A 19,307-nucleotide genomic window follows, 5' to 3' on the forward strand; every position below is an offset into this window, starting at 1 on the left:
ATGGGAAAGTGGGTTACTGTTTCGCTGAACTCGGCCGGCAGTAGTCTGTGAAGCCATAATTATCCCTGTAAACTTACAACCCCAGCGTTTGTTCCCCCTGGTTATCTCCCATCTTTACTAAATTTAAAATATTAAACAAAAAAAACATCAAAACAAAAAAATGGTTTTTTTTTGCATAAATAACGGCATTGTGTTTAGTATATAAAACTTGAGGGGTAGATACAGAAGATATGACCGTAAGGCGTCCATCGATCATGAGGCGGTAAAATGAGTGAAATGTTTGATATCAATGCACAGATTTACCCGTTCCCGCTCAAACCAGTGCCACTGGATGCCGGGGAAAAAATGTTTTATCGAGAAAAGATTAAAATCTTGCTCAAGCAGCGCAATGCGGTGATGGTGGCACATTATTATACCGACCCGGAAATTCAGTCCCTCGCGGAGGAAACTGGCGGTTGCGTGGCAGATTCGTTGGAGATGGCACGTTTCGGTAGTACTCACCCGGCCTCAACTCTGCTGGTCGCTGGCGTACGTTTTATGGGTGAAACCGCCAAAATTCTCAACCCAGAAAAACAAGTACTGATGCCGACGTTGGATGCGGAATGTTCTCTTGATCTGGGATGCCCCGAAGCAGAGTTTCACGCTTTTTGTGACAGTCACCCCGATCGTACCGTAGTGGTCTACGCGAATACCTCAGCGGCGGTGAAAGCGCGCGCCGATTGGGTGGTGACGTCCAGTATTGCGGTTGAATTAATTGATTACCTCGACAGTCTGGGGGAGAAAATCATTTGGGCCCCGGATCGCCACCTTGGCAACTATGTGCAGAAGCAGACCGGAGCGGACATCTTGTGTTGGCATGGCGCCTGTATTGTCCATGATGAATTCAAAACTCAGGCGTTAATACGCATGAAAACCTTATACCCGGATGCAGCAATATTGGTGCATCCAGAGTCGCCACTGGGAGTAGTCAATTTGGCTGACGTCGTAGGGGCGACAAGTCAGCTTATCCAAGCGGCAAAAAATCTGCCGAATAGGCAACTGATCGTGGCCACCGATCGCGGTATTTTTTACAAAATGCAACAGGTCTGTCCGGATAAAGAGCTATTTGCTGCACCGACGGCTGGTGAAGGTGCTACTTGCCGCAGTTGTGCGTACTGTCCATGGATGGCGCTGAACGGTCTAAAAGCGATTGCCGAAGGATTAGAACAGGGCGGGATACACCATGAAATTCAGGTAGACGCCGCGATTCGCGCGAAAGCACTTGTTCCACTGAATCGCATGCTTGATTTTGCCGTACGGCTGAAAAGGTAGGTGAAAGAAGATGTACAACCGTTGAGGAAAACGAAATCCTATAAAATTTCATGAGGTCTATATGATCGGTAATAAAGTAAAACCGGAATGTTTTTCAATGTTAACTTCAGGCTCAGATGATGACTCGCCTAATTTTACTATCCCGCCAGACATTGCAAAGAGATTTGAGTTACTTATTGATGAGAATGAACTAAGGGATAATAAAAACATTCTTAAATTATGGGAAAGAGTGGGTAGTATTTTAGATCCTAGCGGTACTATCTCCGACATTATACGTAAAAAAGTTAATAACTATGGCTATGCAATTATCTCAGGGTTCCCCATCGATGCTGACAAACCCGAAACACCTCATACTGAAATAATTGAAAAACCTAAAGGCAGTTATATAACAGAGAAAACGCTTATCTATTTATCATCTTTACTCGGTAGGCCTTATTCGTATGCGTGTGAAAACAATGGTTTATTCATCCATGATCTCTATCCGATAAAAGGAAACGAAACATTAGCATCAGGGACTGGCTCGGAAATCGATCTTGAATTTCATACGGAAATCGCTTTTGATCTTGATAAACCTGATTATCTCTTGCTCACAGCGGTAAGAAGCAGAAAAGAACAAAATATCCCTACAATGCTCGTCAATATTAAGTCAGCATTGTCGAGTCTATCGGAGGAAGAAATACAACTTCTTCACGAGAAAAAATACTTCATTAGAGCACCATTTTCTTTCTCTAATGGAAACGATATTTATTATCTACGCTCCCTGGTTAATAATAATGGTCGAGAAGGGTATTCTTTTAATTTCAATAGAGGTGTTACATATTGTTTACAGGCTGAAGCCTGTGTACTATTTGAAAAAATGCGCGCGCTATTTAATGAACATTCTTTTGGAGCCTTACTCATGCCAGGTTCAGCATTAATTATTGATAATAATAAAATGTTGCATGGCAGAGCATTATTCAAAGCACAATTTGATGGGAAAGATCGCTGGCTACAAAGATTATATGTAAAGAAAAACATAGAAACTATCAAATATACTCAATAAGCGTCGACCAGGAAATATGCCGACCCTCATAATAGAGGGCCGGGAAGCCACTAAAATCTAGCGGAAACGCATCGACAGATCCATCGCGCGCACGTGTTTGGTGAGTGCCCCTACAGAAATGTAATTAACACCGGTTTCTGCAAATTCTCGCAGGCTGCTATCAGTAACATTGCCCGAAACTTCAAGCAATGCGCGACCGGCTGTCAGGGTTACGCCTTGACGCATCATATCCAAGGTGAAATTATCCAGCATGATAATGTCAGCACCGGCTTCCAAGGCGGCCTTGAGTTCTGTGATGGATTCCACTTCGACCTCAACTGGAACATCTGCATGTATACAATGTGCGCGATCGATGGCAGCTTTAATTGAGCCACAGGCGATAATGTGATTTTCTTTGATAAGAAATGCGTCAGCTAGCCCTAAACGATGGTTGTCACCACCGCCACAAAGGACGGCATATTTCAGTGCGGTGCGTAAACCCGGTAGTGTTTTGCGAGTATCAAGCAAGCGAGTTTGGGTCCCTTCCAGAAGCTTGACATAATGGTTAACGGTGCTGGCAACACCGGATAAAGTTTGTGCAAAGTTAAGTGCCGTTCTTTCGCCTGTCAGCAGTAATCTGGCAGGGCCTGAAATATCCCAAAGATGCTGATTAGCTTCCAGGCGATCGCCATCTTCAACTCGCCAATTTATGTCGATTTTACCTTCACCAAGCTGTTGAAAGACTTCATTTACCCAGCTTTTTCCACAGAAAATTCCCGCTTCACGAGTGATCACAGTCGCCGATGCATGCTTATCCGCAGATAAAAGCTGAGCCGTTAAATCGCGGCTGGCGTCCACTTCGCCGCCTAGATCTTCACGTAAAGCCTGAGCAACGATAAGAGGAATGTCGTACTTGATACGTTCAAATAATTCTGCGCGGCGACTCTCGATACTGTAGCGACGAATAGACATAAAGAAACTCCAAAATGGCGCATAAAATCGTCAAAAAAACATAATACCTTGTCGTAGTAACAAGTACCAAGTGAACCTAACACAGGTTAACCAAGAAAAAACCGACATCATTCTTTGGCTTTTAAGGTGAGAATTGGCAGTGTAATCACGCATTCTGTGGCGAGGAGAAAGAATAAAAGCCAGAAAAAAAGCAGCCGGGGAAGGCTGCTTTAGATTAACCATCAGAGATGATAATACGTGATGCTTACCCTTGATTACCGCCAATCGTGATGTAATCAGTATAGATCTGCGGTGCACCTGAGAAGGAGGCCAGCTCTTTCCACTCGGTATACATCAGCTCGGTATCCTGATGCTCGGCCACAAACGTCAGCGCTTTCTGTGTTGATACATCCATATCAGGGTGGAACGAATTCAGTGAATCCAGACTCTCGATAATCAACATCACGGCGTACTGATCCAAACGGTTGCCGCTCTGACCTTTCAGCATATGGAACTTCCAACCCGGATAATCTTCCACCCGGTGAATGTTATCGGTAATAAATTTCTCAAACTGTGCAGCAGAAACACCCGGTTTTAACGCCAGATTATGGATACCGACGATACGCTCGATTTTTTCCTCACCCGGCACGTTGAGATAATTCGGGCCTGCCGGTAATGAGCTGTTGGTATTTTCAGCCACCAGACTGTAATAAGTATAAATGGTCGGCAGCTCGGCAAAGGTACCGAAAGTTTTCCACTCAGCAATCAATTCGGCCGCTTCTGGGTGTTGCTGCCAAAAGTTGTGTGCTTCTTCAGTCGGTACGCCATTACCATCAATATAACGCGCGTAAGTCGCCGCATCTTTGGCTTGATAAACCATCAAATACTGATTTTCTCGCTCACCACGCAGCCCGCGTAACAGCGTCCATTGCCATCCCGGATAGGCCGGGATATTCACACCTTTCTGACGCACAAAAGCTTCGAATTGATCCGAGGCAACGCCTCGCTTGAGATTGATACCCACATAATGCAGAGAGAAAACAGGGCTTGATGATGCGTTCATGAAGATCTCCTCTTTATTCTAAATCGTAAAATAGGTGAGTTTTTCGAGTTCATTTATTTTTCGAATGCTTAGCGCGTTACCGCCCTGGCGCTGATACTGACCAACAACAGACAGAAAATGGCGCAGCTAAAGGCCAGCGTCAGGTTGGAGTATTTGGCGATAAAACCGATTAGCGCAGGACCTGCCAGTAAGCCGACATAACCAACCAGCGTCACCGCCGGGAAAGCCAGATTCGGTGGAACCTGCTGTTGATTTCCTGCGGCATTGAACAGAATTGGCACGATATTGGAGATACCGATGCCGACTAAAATCAGCCCGACAAACGAGATCCACGCCACATTAATCGACGTCACCAGCAGCAAACCACCTGCCGCGCACAGACTGCCGAGTAGCAGCATGCGATAGCGACCGATAGCGTTAACCAGTCGGTCACCATAAAGGCGGCCGCAGGTAACTGCGATGGCATATAGCGTATAGCCCAATCCTGCCTGTGATTTTTCAACCCCACGTTCTGCATTAAGGAACAGTGATGACCAGTCGAGCATCGCGCCCTCGGTCAGGAACACAAAAAAACACAGCAGGGCAATAAACAGAATCTTGCTATGGGACAGCGCAAACAATGTGCCGCCTTTTTGCTCACCGTCAATTTCACTTTTGGCTAATAAATCTGCCGATGCGATAAGCAACAGGAGAGCGATAAGCGTGGCAATCAGGCCGATGGAAAAGGATGGGGTTACCCCCATCCACAGCAATATACTCACGCTGCCAGCACCTGAAATGCTGCCAATACTGTAGAAACCATGAAAGCCGGACATTTTTGCCTGTCCGCTTTCTCGTTCCACAATAATGGCCTGCGAATTCATCGCCACATCCATTATTCCGTTGATCGCGCCAAACACTAATAATGCCGCCCCCATCAACAGCGGGGCGTCGATTAATGTCAGTAGCGGTAAATCAAGGCATAGCAAAAAACCTGCACTCAAAATAATCTTACGACAGCCCAACTTACCAATCAGAAAACCGGTAAAGGGCATAATCAACATTGAGCCTGCGCCGATACAAAACAGCAGCAAACCGAGCGAGCCTTCATCAATACCAATTCGCGACTTCACGAACGGGATTAACGGTGCCCAGGCCGACATGCCTAACCCGGCAAGAAAGAAAATCGTACGGGTAGCGATTTGCTGACGAACATTGTCCGTGGCATTGCGGCTCAAAAGATTAATTGTCATAACGAGCGGCTCTCCTCAGCAGACGCGCTTTCTATCCCTGGCCGGCTTTCAGCAACCGATAAATAGTCGGTATAAATCTGCGGTGAGCCAGAGAACGACGCCAGTTGCTTCCACTCTTCGTACATCTGCTTAGTATCGCGATGCGCTTTGGCAAACTTAGCCGCTTCATCGGTGGCGATATCCGGCTCTGGGTAGAACACGTCCAGCGCCGCCAGACTCGCTATCTCCATCATCACCACATATTGATCCAGCCGGTTGCCGCGTTCGCCTTTGAGCAAATGGAACTTCCAGTCTGGGTAATCTTCAATACGATGATGATTTTCGGCAATAAATTGCTCAAACTGCTCTGGCATTACGCCTTCACGCAGCGCCAGATTGTGAATGCCGATGATGCGTGCAATGGGTTCTTCACCCGGACGCTCCTGATAGCGCGGGCCATGAGGCACATCACTTTTAGCGTTCTCCGCTAGCAACTGATAGTCGGTGAATAGCGTCGGCAGTTGACTGAAGGTGCCGAGTTTTCTCCACTCGGCAAGGATCTCCAGTGCGGCGGCGTTCTGTTGCCAAAAAGCTTTGGCCTCCTCGGTTTTTTGACCGGTAGCCGTAACGTAACGGTCGCGATGGGCCTGGCTTTCAATTTCATACAGCATCAAAAACTGCCCGGCGCGCTCACCGCGTAAACCTCGCAGCAGCGTCCAGCGCCAACCGGGATAGCAGGGGATTTGTACCCCTTTTTCACGGACAAAAGCTTCAAACTGTTCGTTAGTCACGCCAGCTTCAGTATCTATGCCAATGTAATAGAGGCTGAATACGGGTTTGGATGCAACAGATGTGGTTGCCATAAATTCGCTCCTTATTCAGACTCGGCCGAGAATTGAGTGTTAATAATGGCTTCAACCAATGTGATACCAATTGGCGTCAACGTGACAACGTCACCTGAAATTGTCACCAACTCTTTCTGAACCAGCTTATCTAAGGTGCGGTTGATGATTTGGTTCTCGAAGAAGCTATTGCCGTCAAAGCGTTGCTTGAACACCTTATCGTCTACTGGAATCAGGGTAGAAAGCGCCATTTTGAAGGCGTTAACTTCACGCTGAATTGGCGAGAAACCCCGGCTTTCTTCGATAGGCAGACGGTTTTCATTTAACGCTTCTTTGTACTTTTTATAGCCAGTAATATTGATGGCTTCGGAACGGGTCGATTTAGAACTACCGCCCAGACCAATCGCGACCTCTGGGTACTGCTTATCGAGGTCGGTGATCAGGCCTTTCCATTTTTCTGGCTGCTGATCGTTACGGTGGAAGTACATGGTTGGGTGTTCGGTATAGCCGTCGGCCAGATATTTTTCCACTAACTCACGCATCTGATACTGTTTTCCCAGCCCTGGGAAGGTCATATTATTGATATTAATCAGGCCTTTCTTCTGCCACAGACTTTCACGTTCGCCCGATACGCCGGTACGGTTTTTGATGAATTCATCCATGTGCAATTTGGTACAAACAACGTGGGACAGCCCTAGCTCTAGGGTCTTTTCCATGTCGTACTTCACATCGTCTACCGTCTGGCCAAGCATGCCGTAAATGAGGTCGACGCTGACCCAATCGATATCAATATCCCGCGCTTGGAAAATAGTTTCCACGCACTCGTCAGCCGAGTGCATGCGCCCGCAGGCGGTGATGATTTCGTCATTGAACGACTGGGTACCGAAGCTGATTTTGCTAAAGCCGAGATCTTTCAATATCGCCAGATACTCTTTATTCAGCGTGCCGGGTTCCCCCTCAAAGCGCATGGTGGCGCTAGAGAAGTTAAAGTGACTTTTGTAAAACGCCATCATGCGGCGTAGTTCTGACTCTGGCAGCAGAGAAGGTGTACCGCCAAAAATGTTGAACTCACCGACTTCGACTGTCGCCAGGTTAGGCACACGCTCGAGCCACATCAGGGCTTCTTTGATATTAAAATCAACTAAGTCGCGGAATACATCCTGTGATGACGCCGCTTTAGGGTTCAAAATTACCGTCGGATACTGGCAGAAATGGCAGCGATAGCGACAGGTTGGGATATAAGCCCAAAGGTGAATTTTACCCGCTTTTTTAATATCGCTATCCATATCGGCAAAGAACGACGGCAACGGATAATCGTTGATATCGCCGGGGAAAACGTGGCAGCCGAACGGGTCTTTATGGACATATTCGAGAAAAGCGTGGTTTTCCGGCTTCGCCAAAAAGGCATTCACGAGCGGAACCGGGTAATTTTCATCAATATCTAACAATGAGTTCAGTGCGTCGTTGTTCATTAGAATACGCCTCCATTAGCAAAATAGTTGTGGGCTTCACCGGACTCGCGGTCTTCACAGAAGTAGTAAACAAAACGGGTAAAATCTTCGGCTTTGACCTTATCGAAACACGCAGGCAATGCCGGCGGGAAACCAATGTCTTCGCCAACGGCGCGGCGCATGGCGGCAAAGATTTCATCGCGGAACTCAAAATAAAGACGGTACGCCGGGGTTTTATAGGCGTGAATAGGTTTGAAATCGATAATGCGCATCTCATGCTTTAGCTCATGTATGCGGCGATATAAATTGTCGGCTAACGGGCCCGAGAAGAAGTCCCTGACTTCACTGTTTTCTAGCAAAATATGCGGATTGAGCAGGGCTGGCAGAATGATATTTTTCGGCGTGTAATCTTTTACCGAATAGTCCCAGGCCTGTTTCGACTCCGCTGTCGTAGTATCGACCAGCGTCGGTTTTTGCTGCTCCACGTCAGGACGCACATCCTTCATGATAATGATGCCGTCGCTGCCGTAAGCGATGCCGTTGATCACTTCATCAAGAATTGTATCGACCCGGCGGCTATTAATTTCAACATAGGAATGTTTGGCATATACCGGCTTGCCACCGTAAGCGATAACTTTGATACCAAAGTCCCAGTCATCGGACAGGTGCTCGACAAAGCGGCCATTGTTTAACTGATAGAAGATTTCAATGCCGCCGATGGTGTCGTATAAGCCGCGCTCCACGCCAAAGCCTTTACCATCAGGGAAACCGCCGAACAGCGAGAAAGAGTATTCGCGCAGACGCAGCGTTTTCTGGATCTCTTTGAACAGATTAGGGCGCTTTTCAAAAGCTTCGATATTGTAGTAATAGTTACAGGTGCCTAAATCCCCTTGTTGGCTCACCATGGTATTAATCAGCTCATACAACCAATAAGCATCAACGGTGCAGTCGGCATCAGCGGAAACAATATAATGCTTACGTTTTAGTCCAAGACGACTATCGCGGGCCTTGGAGCGCAGTGACGCATAATCCATACCGCGCTTTCTGGCAGAAGACACGCCCTGAATGGTTTCATTAATAATATGAATATCCATTGATGGGTTCTTGGCACTAAACGCATTTATTTTAGCAACAGAGTCATCGGTTGAATTATTATCAACTATGATCAATTCATAGGTGTCATGAGAAATAAGATTCTCTTTAGTTTTTTGATTAAATAGTGACACCAACACTTCATCAATACGATCGCTTTCATTATAAACGGGCAGCACTACTGACACGAAAATTGAATCACGCATAGCTTCTCCAGGATTTAATATCCAGAATGTTATGTATGGAAATTAGCCCTATTTAAATAACAAATAGAGAGTCAGGCTGAGTTGATAATTAATTTAAGTTTAAAATATCGATCACATTATTAGAAAGTACTTGTTTACCCAAGTTAAAGTTTCTTTCTGCAACATGCGACATATATTCCTTATCATTGATAAATTGGAATAAATTATTAATAAATTCTTGATTAGGCAGACCGTCCTGCAACTCCGATATAGCCATCACAGGGGCTTCGAAGCCGTGCTGGCCATACACCTCTTGGTAATATTCGTAGCTGGTTGTAATGTAACAACGTCGACTGCTTACAGCCTCACCGATAGGATTTCCATAACTATCATAATCATAGGATGTCAGAAACGAGACTAAATCACACGAATGATAAAGGTCTTCAATCGCGATAGCATCACTTTCAGACTGCATACACTCATGGGGGAGCGCACCAATAAATTTGATATATGGCTGCACCTTTAACTCTTGTGAGAGCGTATCCAATTCTTGAAAATAGTCGTAATTTTCATTTTCATTACCCGCGACAGCTAAATAGACTCGGCGATCGCTATTACTATTATGGAATAGCGTATTAAGATGGCTAACCAGCGTAATATCTCGATCTAGTCTTTTTTGTGGGATAATCCTGGTCGTTCTGGCAATTAAGATATCATCCTTGCGTACATTTAATTGTTCTCTAATATTGTATCGCGTTTTTTGATCCGAAAAATCGTAGGTATTTTTCTTCACTTTCACATCAACATTATAATTACACCAGGCTTCTAGTTTCTTTCTAAGATGATCATTAAGCGTGACGTAGGTAATGTATTTAGATTTAACGGGTTTAATCGCGTAAGAATAGGGCGCAGGGCCGTATTTCATCACGGTTTTTTCGCTATTCCACATCAGGTCGTGATCGCGCCAGATAACAAAATTATCTAAATCATGCTGTTGACCGTAATGTTCAATGGCGAGATAAAGCGCCTTGGTATAGATAATGTTTTCTGGCAGCGTCCCGTTTTCTACGACAACATTGTTGATACCGAGCTTTCCCCACAGGGCAACAATACGATCTGCGAGCTGTTGGGCAGTATGTTCTATGGTCTGTAATAAAACGGTTTTTTCATCGTCGGAGATGATAGTTTTCTGACTAATCAACACGTTATGCGCGTGTTCTATAAAGCTAATGTTGTAATTAGGGATGGATGTAATATCGTCGATACGAACCAGTGTAAACACATCGCGATAAATGCCATTTTCCTCATTATAGGGCTTATTAAAATTCCCTTTATCAATCTTGATATCGTATCCCAGATCCAGATAAGACCGAAAACCTCGGTTCTTCAGTTGCTTGGCAATTTTCATTGCTTCAACCGTGATCCCAGATACCGCTACTGCATCGAACGAAACAAACATCGCACACTTTTCTTGGCTATGCTGCATTGTTACACCTCTATGCTATTTACATTTATATCATGCAGTTAATGGCATTTTTATGGCGCTTTCCGGTAACGTTCCCAGTTGAGGGGCAAAGATAACCCGCTCGACACAAACACACTATCACAGAGTAAAGTTTTGTCAGAACTACCTAATTTATGTGAATTTACGATTTGTGAGGTTTTTCGCAAATCATTAAAAAGTGAGAGAAAATAGGGCGATATCGTAAAAATATGGGGAAGGTATGCGAGCATTTTACTTAGGAAAAATGAACAACAATTAAACCTACTTAAAGTATGGATTTTTATCCTATAGTTAATATGTTGATAATTTCAAATAAGACACCATATTTCACGATAGTCTAGGGTCTGTTTGATGGAAAATGCATCTACTGAGTAAGATTTTGAACGTGAAAATTTTGACGATATGAGCAGCAACACTCAAAATCTTGTTGTTGAAGTCCACGTCTTCTGACGAAATCTGCTGGGAGATTATCGATAATCTTTAGCAGATTTTACGTAGCGCGATCGAATCGAGACGAAAAATAAACCAAGATTTACTGCTTTGCGTTCTATTTCAGGACAGATTCATCATCCATTCAGTTAACTGGCGAGTACGATCTTGTGTTCTATGAATCAGACAGCTCATTTGATCTGAATTACGTTGACGTAGGTTTATGATAAGTCGCCAAGGCAAGGGTTGTGGCACGGGAAATCAAGGCATAGACATTCTCGCGATTTTTTTGTTTTCTGAGGCGACTCTGACATGATAAATCACGCAGATTTAATGCAACACATCGTTGAGCTAGAAATCAGTTTGCATCAACCAGCGTTGCCCCGCGATGAAAAAATCCTTGAGCAGTTGCTGCATAGCGAGTTTGCAGAGATTGGCCGTTCGGGGAAGCTGTACAACAGAAACGATATTGTCGTGGCGTTGTTGGGTGAAACCGAGCAACTGAAAATAGAAGCTGAAAACTTTGCGCTGAGTAAAATCAGTGAAAACGAAGTTATTCTGACTTATCAAAGTTTCGAGTTAACGGAAGGCAACGTGAAAGTACGGCGCACATTGCGCAGTTCAATCTGGCAAAGATCAGAGCGATATGGTTGGCAGGTTAGATTTCATCAAGGGACACCGATAAAAGAGTGAAAACAAGAAAGGCATGGGAAATGGCGCAAAATGGCAGATCCGCGAGCAACACAATGACAGCGCCAAACACCAGATTCTACGTATCCCTATCTTGGTGCGCATAATGTATATTATGTTAAATTGCACCTAGTGACCAATAACCATCATGAGATGGAGCCTTTCAATGATTTAGCTCTTCAAAGCCCTATTGACTCAGTTTCATATTTAGCGTTCTGAATCGTTTACCGCAGTACAAAGCATCATGCATAAAAGCACATAGCTTCAGCAATAGCTACATCACGATGATAGAGACTAAATCACCGAATTTAGCAGCAAAGTGGTTCTGTTTTAGCACAAGCAAAATATCCCCTGTTAGCAAAGCGGCGATGTATAAGTTCTTCACCTGTTATGGACAGATAGGCGTTCAGCGCTGAACGATGAATGAAAAGTCCGCTTTGTCTTACTATATCTTCTATTTTGGCATCATGTTGCTGGGAAAACTATCGAACGCTGACATCAAAACAATCGTCACGGAGTAGACACAATAACCAAGGATTTCAGAACCTGTCAGGTCAAAAGTGGTTAGCCCGTATGGGATAATAACCCCCTCTTCTATCCAAAAGCACAATCTGCTAAACCCTTTCCCTTCAAGGCACCTTCAGGTTACATCCTGATCATAGTCTTTTTTAGATGATGATCGTCTCTGAAATATTGTTGACATTTTGTACTCTTGCAAGTACCTTTTGAATTTCTGGGCTGTATATACATACAGTATTTTTAACAAATAAGAGAGGGAATTTTATGTCAGATACTATGGTCATTACTGCTCCGCCTACAGGGTATGAGCCAGCTGGTTATGGTGGGGGTGCTTTTAGTCCTTCTATATCAAATCGCCCTACATCAGGGCAGCTTTTCTTGATGTTAACGCTGCCCTATTACCAGTCAGAAAAATTCTGTTTAGATACGATGAACTGGCTGGCAGATTATGTAAAAACTCATGGAGCGAACGACCCCTTAACGATTCAGGTAGTGTCTAACAACATTCGATATATGTTGAATGCTGACACTCAGCTTTGTCAGAATCCTCGTTTAAATGTATATGAAGCTTATCATACTGAACTTGGTGGAATGGCTCCTGCGAAGTACGACTATAATTCGATGAGCTTAAAACAGATGAGCGGTAAGACAGTAACGCCCATTTCTGCATTGGGTCATTACTTGTGGGGGAATGGAGAGGAGCGTTATGTCAATCTTCCAGATGTTGGGCTGAAAATCACCCCTCAGCACATCCCTGAACTGATGAACATTGTGAATACTGGTGTAACCGGAAATATTCCCATCGATATCAATTTTAATCATAACACTTACGAAAGCGGTGGAATGATTCCTGCTGCATATCTAGGAAATATAACTCTTCGTACTATCGGTTATTTAGATATCCAGAGTGGAGGTGCGTGGACATACAATGGCGTTGTTCGGGCTTACCATGATTACTATGATTTTAACCTTGGTGATTTCCGAGGGCCTATTGCAGAGTCACTAACATACCTAGGTGCTCAGTTCTCAGGAACACCATATTACATTTCTATGCCCGGAGAGATAAATCTCTCCGGGGATGGACATAGATAGTCAAGAGTATCGTAGGTAATGTGCCAATCATAATTGACTGATCCTTAAAACGAAGACTGCTTTATTGTGGCCTTCGTTTTTAATTAGATACTGATCTAACATAGTTTCGCCATATAGCAAGTATTATGGCAAGTATTATGGTTGTTGAAAAATGTACGGTAGCCCATGCTACCAATGCAGTGAAAATATATAATCCTCCTGGGGTTTCAGGATTGCTTCGCCAAGCGTAAATCCCTAGGAAAAACCAAATAAAAAACGTTGGTATCACCCATATCAAGTAAAACTTCCAGCGATGCTTGTTCGTAAAATTCATTAATTGATGAAAAATCATTATTTAACCCCCGAAGATCCCTTTATGTTCATTAAATACAACGTTTTTGTTTAATAAATTTTTCTGCATAATTTCCTTACATTAGCACGCGGCATACGTATTTTGTGCAAAATACATTCAGTGATTATCGAAATTTCTTATATTCCCCATATCTTTCATCGATTTGACACATCTCTTACCCAAAAGCTATATTTTTATCACGCTTGCTTAAGCCGTATCTCTCAAGTGAGTACTAATAATATACCGGCCGTTTTTCGTACGTTACCACCCTATTTCGTTCCTCATCTTTAGATAGAGAGCAATATGATTAAGCCATTGATAATCCCAGTTCTTTTAGCAACAAGCTGTACTTTCAGCGCATGGGCTGAGACGCCACAGGCCAACGATCCTCCCGCCTTTAAAACCTTCCAGGTAGGGAAATTGGCAGTGACGTCTTTGCACGACAAAGATAACGTTTTTCCTAACGATGCCAAAATATTAGGGGTCGATGTTGGAGAAAAAGCGGTTGCCGATGTGCTCTCGGCCGCCGGGGCGCCAACTGACAGTATTAAATTGAGTGTGGATGGGCTGCTAGTTCGAGAAGGCCAAAAGAATATCCTTATCGATACCGGTTTGGGGCCTAAAGCAAAAGGTCAATTAGTGGAAAGCCTTGAGAAATCTGGCTTAAAGCCCGAGCAGATTACCGACGTACTGATTACTCATGTCCATGGCGATCATATTGGTGGATTGGTCACTGCTGATGGCAAGCAGCAATTCCCCAATGCCGAGGTACAAATATCGGCCCCTGACTGGAAATGGCTGCAAACAATGCCCAATATGGCTGAGTTGGTTAAGGTGATTAAACCTCAGGTCAAAACGTTTGCCCCTGGAGATAAAGTCCTGCCGGATATTCGTTCTGTTCCCTTGCCTGGTCATACACCAGGCCATGTGGGATACCAGATAGTCTCAGGGAAGCAGCGTATTCTGGATATCGGTGACTCCGTACATAGCGCAATTGTTTCATTGGCCAAACCGCAATGGGCGATCAGCTTTGATAACGACCGTGCCGAAGGGATTGCCAACCGTAAAGCATTACTGGCTAAGCTGGCAGCAGATCACGAGCTGATCTTTGCTCCGCACTTCCCTTATCCAGGCGTAGGTTATATCCGTTCGAAAGGCGATCACTATATATTTGAGCCTGCTAAATAACGCCGAAATATCTCTATATTTTTAGGATTACCCGCTGCCTTATTTAAAAGGCAGCGTTATCAAATACCTGACTTCCCTCTCCCCTTAAATGCAATTAACCATCATCTTTACTAGTGACATAATAGTTGTAGTTTGCATCAACTATCTTTTCATCAACCTTTGATATTAACCCAGCACCGATCGCTTTTTCAGGAGAAAACGTTTCTCGGTTATATTCACTATTTAATATGTCGTTGATTTTATTTTCATCCAGCTTGGTGCATTCACGATATGTTTTTTTAAACATCTCGTTAAATCTCTTATTCTCCTTTCCAAGATAGGTAATATCAGCAGGCCTTAAATCTCCGTTGTGGGAGGTAAAGGCAGGATGCAGATATATGCTGCCATCTGGTAAGGATCTTCTGTCTTTGGCGGCACAAAACATGATGGTGGCAGAAGAACCAACGGTGGACATGGCAATAGCGGTAACGGGGATTTTCGAGCTTTTGATAGCAGCTGAAGCCATCAGGCCTGCATCCATATCGCCGCCATAGCTATTAATATAGAGATAAATGTTATCAACATTATTATTTTTATTGATTTCATCAATCACACTGACGAGTTTTATTACCGTGGATGTTTGCATATCCCCGGTGTAATAAATTTTCGCCACTCTATCTTTCCCTTCACTTTCAACGGACTGCGCACCAGCCGACAAAAATAGTGAAAATAGACCTAGAGTTAATAAGCATAATTTACTTTTCATGTTTCCCTTCATATTTTAAATGTAAAATCCTTAACTACTTTTTAGCATATAAGCTGGAATGGTAAAATCAAGACCGTCAGATATCTCACATGAGATAAACTGTACATGGTTTTAGACACGGCCTTACTTATGTGTTTAGTAAACACCCTCTCCTTTGCATGAGTATTTTCACAAAAACTACATCTAACCGGGCTTAACAAGGGTTGTAGCTTGCTCACTGTTCACTTCCCTTATAGATTGTTGAGCATGGTTATGCAGTTGTAGGAAAGGTACTTATAGATGGCAAATATTCGCGATGTTGCTCAGCTGGCTGGGGTTTCTATTAGCAGTGTTTCAAATTTTCTGAATAATCGTTTTAATCAGATGAGTAATGAAACACGGTTGCGTATTGAGAAATCAATGACCGAGCTGGACTATCATCCCGAACGAATGGCTGAGCCATTAAATAATGACCAAACTGGGATTATTGGTTTATTGGTACCTTCAATTGTTAACCCGAGTTTTGCGGCACTGGCTCATGAAATTGATTTCGCTGCACGGGATTACCGTTATAGAGTTTTACTTAACAACTCTTATCGTCAGGAGAGAGAAGAAATTCTGTTTATTGATGATATGTTCTCACATGGTGTACGCGGCATTATTGTTGCCGCCAGCGATATCCGTAAAACTCACTTTGCCCGGGCTGCTGAGAAAGGAATGATTATCTTGAGTTACGATAATCAGTTCTCAGACCATATTGCAACGGGTACCCGACTCTTAGACAGTGTATCGATGGATAATATTGCTGCGGGTCATCTGGCGGCAAAGCATTTAATTGAGCAAGGTTGCCAAAATATTATTTTCGCTACTGAATCGGCGCTCACGATAGGCCGCAGTCATAAAATAAAGGGATTCCTGAGTGCGCTTAGCGAGCACCAACACTCTGTATACCAGCGTATTATTGAATGTAAGGCCAGCAGTGAATATGGTGATACGGAAATGTATGATCTAGGTGTAGCGATGGCCGCTGAAATACTTGCTATGATCCCACGCCCTGACGGAATTGTTGCTATCAACGATGCGCTAGGAATCGGTCTAATGATGGGGTTTCGTGCCGCGGGCGTGAATATCCCTGAAAACATTTCTATCGTTGGCATTGATAATATTTCTATCTCGGCACTTGTCGTACCTGGCTTAACATCTGTCATGCCACCGATAAAAGAAATGGCTAAAGTGATGGTTGAACGGCTCATTAGTCGTATAAATAATAATGTTCTGTCTCCTGATGAATTACTATTTCCGCCGACATTAGTCATCCGAAAGTCAGTAAAAAACAGGTAACTGATTGAGCGTAATTTAAATTAATAAATCATATGCCGCTTAATGAGTCACTCAAGGTGATTATTGATTTTTATTTATTTCGAATGAAAAATTGATTGATTTTATTTAATTTAAAAACAACCAAAAATACACATTGAATTATATTCATGTGAAGTGAAAGTATTTATTTTAATAGCAACAGCCTACTCTCTCCGATTCATTGCATTGGATAATAATATTATGCAAAAAAGAACGCCGAAGGATATTGAAAATAGTGCCATCAGGAAGTTGACTCTACATATTGTCCCTTTGATGATTTTATTATATTTCCTGGCCTTTCTTGATAGAAACAATATGGCCTATGCCGCCACAGCGCTGGAAGATAGCCTTGGATTAACGGCTTCAGCCTTTGGCTTTGCCTCTGGCATATTTTTCATTGGCTATTTTATTTTTGAAATCACTAGTAATGCAGGAACTGTTAAATTTGGCCCACGCATTTGGTTTGCCAGAATATTAATTTCATGGGGAGTTTTTGCCACCCTGCTCGGTTTTGTCAGAACGCCAATGGAACTCTACATTTGTCGTTTTATGTTGGGTGTTTGTGAAGCGGGATTTTTTCCTTCTGTTGTCTATTACTTCACGATCTTTTTCCCGGAAAAGTATCGTACCAAAATTCTAGGTATGTTTATTATTGTCCAGCCGTTATCTAATGCCATCGGCTCACCAATTTCTGGTTTTATTTTGAATATTGATCATAGCTGGTTTGGCCTTGAACCTTGGCAATTACTCTTCATTATCGAAGGGATACCGCCGATAGTCATTGGATTACTGCTTCCCTTTATCATCAAAAACTCGCCTAAAGATATTGGCTATCTTGATGTTGAAGAAAAAAGCTGGTTAATGAGTAATACAAACCGTTCTAAATCAGGCTCAAAGATAACGCTGGCTGATTTCTTTAATGGTGTGAAAAACAAAAAATATCTGCTCTATGCCATGCTCAACTTTGGCATGGTATGTGGGATATATGGCTTTGGTATGTGGCTGCCCTCTATTATCACCTCGATTTCGGGCGACAATATTTTCAAAGTTAGCTTGCTGGCACTTATTCCTTATGGCTTGGCCGCTTTGCTTGTTTACCCTTGGAGCCTTTGGGCCAGTAAGACGAAAAAATTGGGAATATTTGCAGGTATCAGCATGATAGTTGCCGCTATTGGCCTGGTTGGTGCGATGTTCTTCTTTAAATATAATTTGTTTACCTCACTCTCTTTCTTATGTATTGCCGCGATTGGTATTTATACCGCGGTTCCATCATTCCTATCAATGCCTGCCAATATTTCAAATGGCGCAGCGGCGGCGGCCGGGCTCGCGGTAGTGAATTGCATCGGTAATATAGGGGGATTTGTCGCACCTTATACGGTGGGAATACTTAATGATATAACCCATGGCAATGCTTCAGGGCTGATATTTATGGCGTCATGTCTATTAGTCACCGGTCTGATTTGTATATTTTACTGCGCTAAACAACGTGAAGGCGTTATCAATTCATAATTTTCATTTTGAAATGCGTTAATAATAAAGGAGCAATCTATGGGCAATCTCGCAGGAAAAAAAGTCTTTATTACAGGTGCGGAACAAGGTATCGGACGTGCAGCGGCGGAAATGTTAATTCAGGCCGGATGCGATATTTATTTTCATTATCATAGTGATGAGTCTGGCCCCAAAGAACTGGTCGCACTGGCAAATTCACTGGGGCAAAAAGCGGCATATAGCTACGCCAATTTAATCTCGCTAGAGGAAACGGAAAGCTGTGTTACGGCCGGCGCCGAATTTCTCGGTGGCATTGATATCCTGATAAATAACGTTGGCGGCATCGTGGGCCGAAAATGGTTAGGAGAAATCGAGCATCAATTCTGGCAAACCGTCATCGATGTCAATTTAACCACGATGTTGAATGTGACACAGAGCGCCCTGCCATTTCTGAAAACGGCTCAACATGGAGCCAGCATTATTAATCTTGCGTCTTTAGCCGGCCGTGCCGGTGGGCACTCGGGTTCTTTAGTTTATTCGGCGACGAAAGGCGCTGTACTGACCTGGAGCCGTTCTCTGGCAGCTGAATTGGGTGAACATGGCATCCGAGTCAATGCGGTTGCCCCTGGGCTGATACTGGGTACACGTTTCCATAACCGGCATACCACGAAAGAATCGGCTGAAGAGACGATTAAAGGGATCCCTCTTGGCAGAGCGGGCACTCCAGAAGATGTTGCGCGTGTCATCACCTTTCTGGCCGCAGAGTATGACGGCTTTGTTACCGGCACCACGATAGATGTGAACGGCGGTATCTATCGCATGTAAACCCGAACAGACGGCTTATTTTAGCCGTCTG

General features: G+C 43.8%; 16 protein-coding genes. 8 read left to right on the forward strand and 8 right to left on the reverse strand.

Translation table 11 applies throughout. The features are described from left to right. Window positions 1-267 precede the first annotated feature (267 nt). Window positions 268-1,311: a quinolinate synthase NadA gene (nadA, locus tag ACL9RG_RS11640; RefSeq protein WP_422792775.1), complete on the forward strand. Its 1,044-nt coding sequence runs from the start codon at window positions 268-270 to the stop codon at window positions 1,309-1,311. Between the two features lie 61 nt (window positions 1,312-1,372). Next, a complete protein-coding gene (locus ACL9RG_RS11645; protein ID WP_422792776.1) occupies window positions 1,373-2,353 on the forward strand; it encodes a TauD/TfdA family dioxygenase in 981 nt (326 codons plus the stop codon). A gap of 57 nt (window positions 2,354-2,410) precedes the next feature. Here ACL9RG_RS11645 and nadC read toward each other — a convergent pair whose 3' ends face one another. From nadC to ACL9RG_RS11680, 7 genes are all read right to left on the reverse strand, one after another. Next, complete coding sequence (nadC, locus tag ACL9RG_RS11650; RefSeq protein ID WP_422792777.1) at window positions 2,411-3,304, reverse strand: carboxylating nicotinate-nucleotide diphosphorylase; 894 nt, start codon at window positions 3,302-3,304, stop codon at window positions 2,411-2,413. Between the two features lie 244 nt (window positions 3,305-3,548). Beyond that, window positions 3,549-4,346 (reverse strand): hypothetical protein, encoded by a 798-nt coding sequence (locus tag ACL9RG_RS11655; protein ID WP_422792778.1) that lies wholly within the window; start codon window positions 4,344-4,346, stop codon window positions 3,549-3,551. Window positions 4,347-4,414: 68 nt separating this feature from the next. Further along, the gene (locus tag ACL9RG_RS11660) at window positions 4,415-5,578 is read right to left on the reverse strand and encodes an MFS transporter (RefSeq protein WP_422792779.1); all 1,164 of its coding nucleotides are present in this window, start codon (window positions 5,576-5,578) and stop codon (window positions 4,415-4,417) included. Next, window positions 5,575-6,420, reverse strand: coding sequence for a hypothetical protein (locus ACL9RG_RS11665; protein WP_422792780.1), 846 nt, complete (start codon window positions 6,418-6,420; stop codon window positions 5,575-5,577). Before ACL9RG_RS11665 ends, ACL9RG_RS11660 begins: the two co-directional genes overlap by 4 nt. Before the next feature lie 11 nt (window positions 6,421-6,431). Continuing rightward, the gene (locus tag ACL9RG_RS11670) at window positions 6,432-7,871 is read right to left on the reverse strand and encodes a radical SAM protein (protein WP_422792781.1); all 1,440 of its coding nucleotides are present in this window, start codon (window positions 7,869-7,871) and stop codon (window positions 6,432-6,434) included. Further along, on the reverse strand, window positions 7,871-9,148 hold the full coding sequence (locus ACL9RG_RS11675; protein WP_422792782.1) for a glycosyltransferase family 2 protein: 1,278 nt from the start codon (window positions 9,146-9,148) through the stop codon (window positions 7,871-7,873). The genes ACL9RG_RS11670 and ACL9RG_RS11675 overlap by 1 nt, the downstream gene beginning before the upstream one ends. A gap of 88 nt (window positions 9,149-9,236) precedes the next feature. Further along, entirely contained in the window at window positions 9,237-10,613 is a 1,377-nt protein-coding gene (locus ACL9RG_RS11680) for a glycosyltransferase (protein ID WP_422792783.1), read from the reverse strand. A 759-nt stretch (window positions 10,614-11,372) separates the two neighbouring features. Between ACL9RG_RS11680 and ACL9RG_RS11685 the strand changes: the two genes are divergently transcribed. From ACL9RG_RS11685 to ACL9RG_RS11695, 3 genes are all read left to right on the forward strand, one after another. Then, entirely contained in the window at window positions 11,373-11,753 is a 381-nt protein-coding gene (locus ACL9RG_RS11685; RefSeq protein ID WP_422792784.1) for a DUF4440 domain-containing protein, read from the forward strand. Window positions 11,754-12,533: 780 nt separating this feature from the next. Continuing rightward, a complete protein-coding gene (locus ACL9RG_RS11690; protein WP_422792785.1) occupies window positions 12,534-13,361 on the forward strand; it encodes a lipid II-degrading bacteriocin in 828 nt (275 codons plus the stop codon). 634 nt (window positions 13,362-13,995) lie between these two features. Then, on the forward strand, window positions 13,996-14,880 hold the full coding sequence (locus ACL9RG_RS11695; protein WP_422792786.1) for an MBL fold metallo-hydrolase: 885 nt from the start codon (window positions 13,996-13,998) through the stop codon (window positions 14,878-14,880). A 94-nt stretch (window positions 14,881-14,974) separates the two neighbouring features. Here the strand turns inward: ACL9RG_RS11695 and ACL9RG_RS11700 are convergent, their stop codons facing one another. Continuing rightward, window positions 14,975-15,625, reverse strand: a complete 651-nt coding sequence (locus tag ACL9RG_RS11700; protein WP_422792787.1) for an ATP-dependent Clp protease proteolytic subunit — start codon at window positions 15,623-15,625, stop codon at window positions 14,975-14,977. 279 nt (window positions 15,626-15,904) lie between these two features. Here ACL9RG_RS11700 and ACL9RG_RS11705 point away from each other — a divergent pair, with 279 nt between their 5' ends. The 3 genes from ACL9RG_RS11705 (at window position 15,905) to ACL9RG_RS11715 (ending at window position 19,276) form a co-directional block, all read left to right on the forward strand. Further along, the gene (locus ACL9RG_RS11705) at window positions 15,905-16,945 is read left to right on the forward strand and encodes a LacI family DNA-binding transcriptional regulator (RefSeq protein WP_422792788.1); all 1,041 of its coding nucleotides are present in this window, start codon (window positions 15,905-15,907) and stop codon (window positions 16,943-16,945) included. 219 nt (window positions 16,946-17,164) lie between these two features. Then, window positions 17,165-18,472 (forward strand): MFS transporter, encoded by a 1,308-nt coding sequence (locus ACL9RG_RS11710; protein WP_422792789.1) that lies wholly within the window; start codon window positions 17,165-17,167, stop codon window positions 18,470-18,472. Between the two features lie 39 nt (window positions 18,473-18,511). Further along, complete coding sequence (locus ACL9RG_RS11715; RefSeq protein ID WP_422792790.1) at window positions 18,512-19,276, forward strand: SDR family NAD(P)-dependent oxidoreductase; 765 nt, start codon at window positions 18,512-18,514, stop codon at window positions 19,274-19,276. Window positions 19,277-19,307: the final 31 nt, after the last annotated feature.

Source organism: Rouxiella sp. Mn2063 (assembly GCF_049319665.1).
Taxonomy (GTDB): domain Bacteria; phylum Pseudomonadota; class Gammaproteobacteria; order Enterobacterales; family Enterobacteriaceae; genus JBMOUD01.

What these genes read in the sequence shown, in the direction of transcription:
- ACL9RG_RS11670 (WP_422792781.1), bottom strand. Translation starts at nt 7,871, where the DNA reads ATGAACAACGACGCACTGAACTCATTGTTAGATATTGATGAAAATTAC.
- ACL9RG_RS11680 (WP_422792783.1), bottom strand. Translation starts at nt 10,613, where the DNA reads ATGCAGCATAGCCAAGAAAAGTGTGCGATGTTTGTTTCGTTCGATGCA.
- ACL9RG_RS11695 (WP_422792786.1), top strand. Translation starts at nt 13,996, where the DNA reads ATGATTAAGCCATTGATAATCCCAGTTCTTTTAGCAACAAGCTGTACT.
- ACL9RG_RS11655 (WP_422792778.1), bottom strand. Translation starts at nt 4,346, where the DNA reads ATGAACGCATCATCAAGCCCTGTTTTCTCTCTGCATTATGTGGGTATC.
- ACL9RG_RS11705 (WP_422792788.1), top strand. Translation starts at nt 15,905, where the DNA reads ATGGCAAATATTCGCGATGTTGCTCAGCTGGCTGGGGTTTCTATTAGC.
- ACL9RG_RS11675 (WP_422792782.1), bottom strand. Translation starts at nt 9,148, where the DNA reads ATGCGTGATTCAATTTTCGTGTCAGTAGTGCTGCCCGTTTATAATGAA.
- ACL9RG_RS11665 (WP_422792780.1), bottom strand. Translation starts at nt 6,420, where the DNA reads ATGGCAACCACATCTGTTGCATCCAAACCCGTATTCAGCCTCTATTAC.
- ACL9RG_RS11660 (WP_422792779.1), bottom strand. Translation starts at nt 5,578, where the DNA reads ATGACAATTAATCTTTTGAGCCGCAATGCCACGGACAATGTTCGTCAG.
- ACL9RG_RS11710 (WP_422792789.1), top strand. Translation starts at nt 17,165, where the DNA reads ATGCAAAAAAGAACGCCGAAGGATATTGAAAATAGTGCCATCAGGAAG.
- ACL9RG_RS11685 (WP_422792784.1), top strand. Translation starts at nt 11,373, where the DNA reads ATGATAAATCACGCAGATTTAATGCAACACATCGTTGAGCTAGAAATC.
- ACL9RG_RS11690 (WP_422792785.1), top strand. Translation starts at nt 12,534, where the DNA reads ATGTCAGATACTATGGTCATTACTGCTCCGCCTACAGGGTATGAGCCA.
- ACL9RG_RS11715 (WP_422792790.1), top strand. Translation starts at nt 18,512, where the DNA reads ATGGGCAATCTCGCAGGAAAAAAAGTCTTTATTACAGGTGCGGAACAA.
- nadC (WP_422792777.1), bottom strand. Translation starts at nt 3,304, where the DNA reads ATGTCTATTCGTCGCTACAGTATCGAGAGTCGCCGCGCAGAATTATTT.
- ACL9RG_RS11645 (WP_422792776.1), top strand. Translation starts at nt 1,373, where the DNA reads ATGATCGGTAATAAAGTAAAACCGGAATGTTTTTCAATGTTAACTTCA.
- nadA (WP_422792775.1), top strand. Translation starts at nt 268, where the DNA reads ATGAGTGAAATGTTTGATATCAATGCACAGATTTACCCGTTCCCGCTC.
- ACL9RG_RS11700 (WP_422792787.1), bottom strand. Translation starts at nt 15,625, where the DNA reads ATGAAAAGTAAATTATGCTTATTAACTCTAGGTCTATTTTCACTATTT.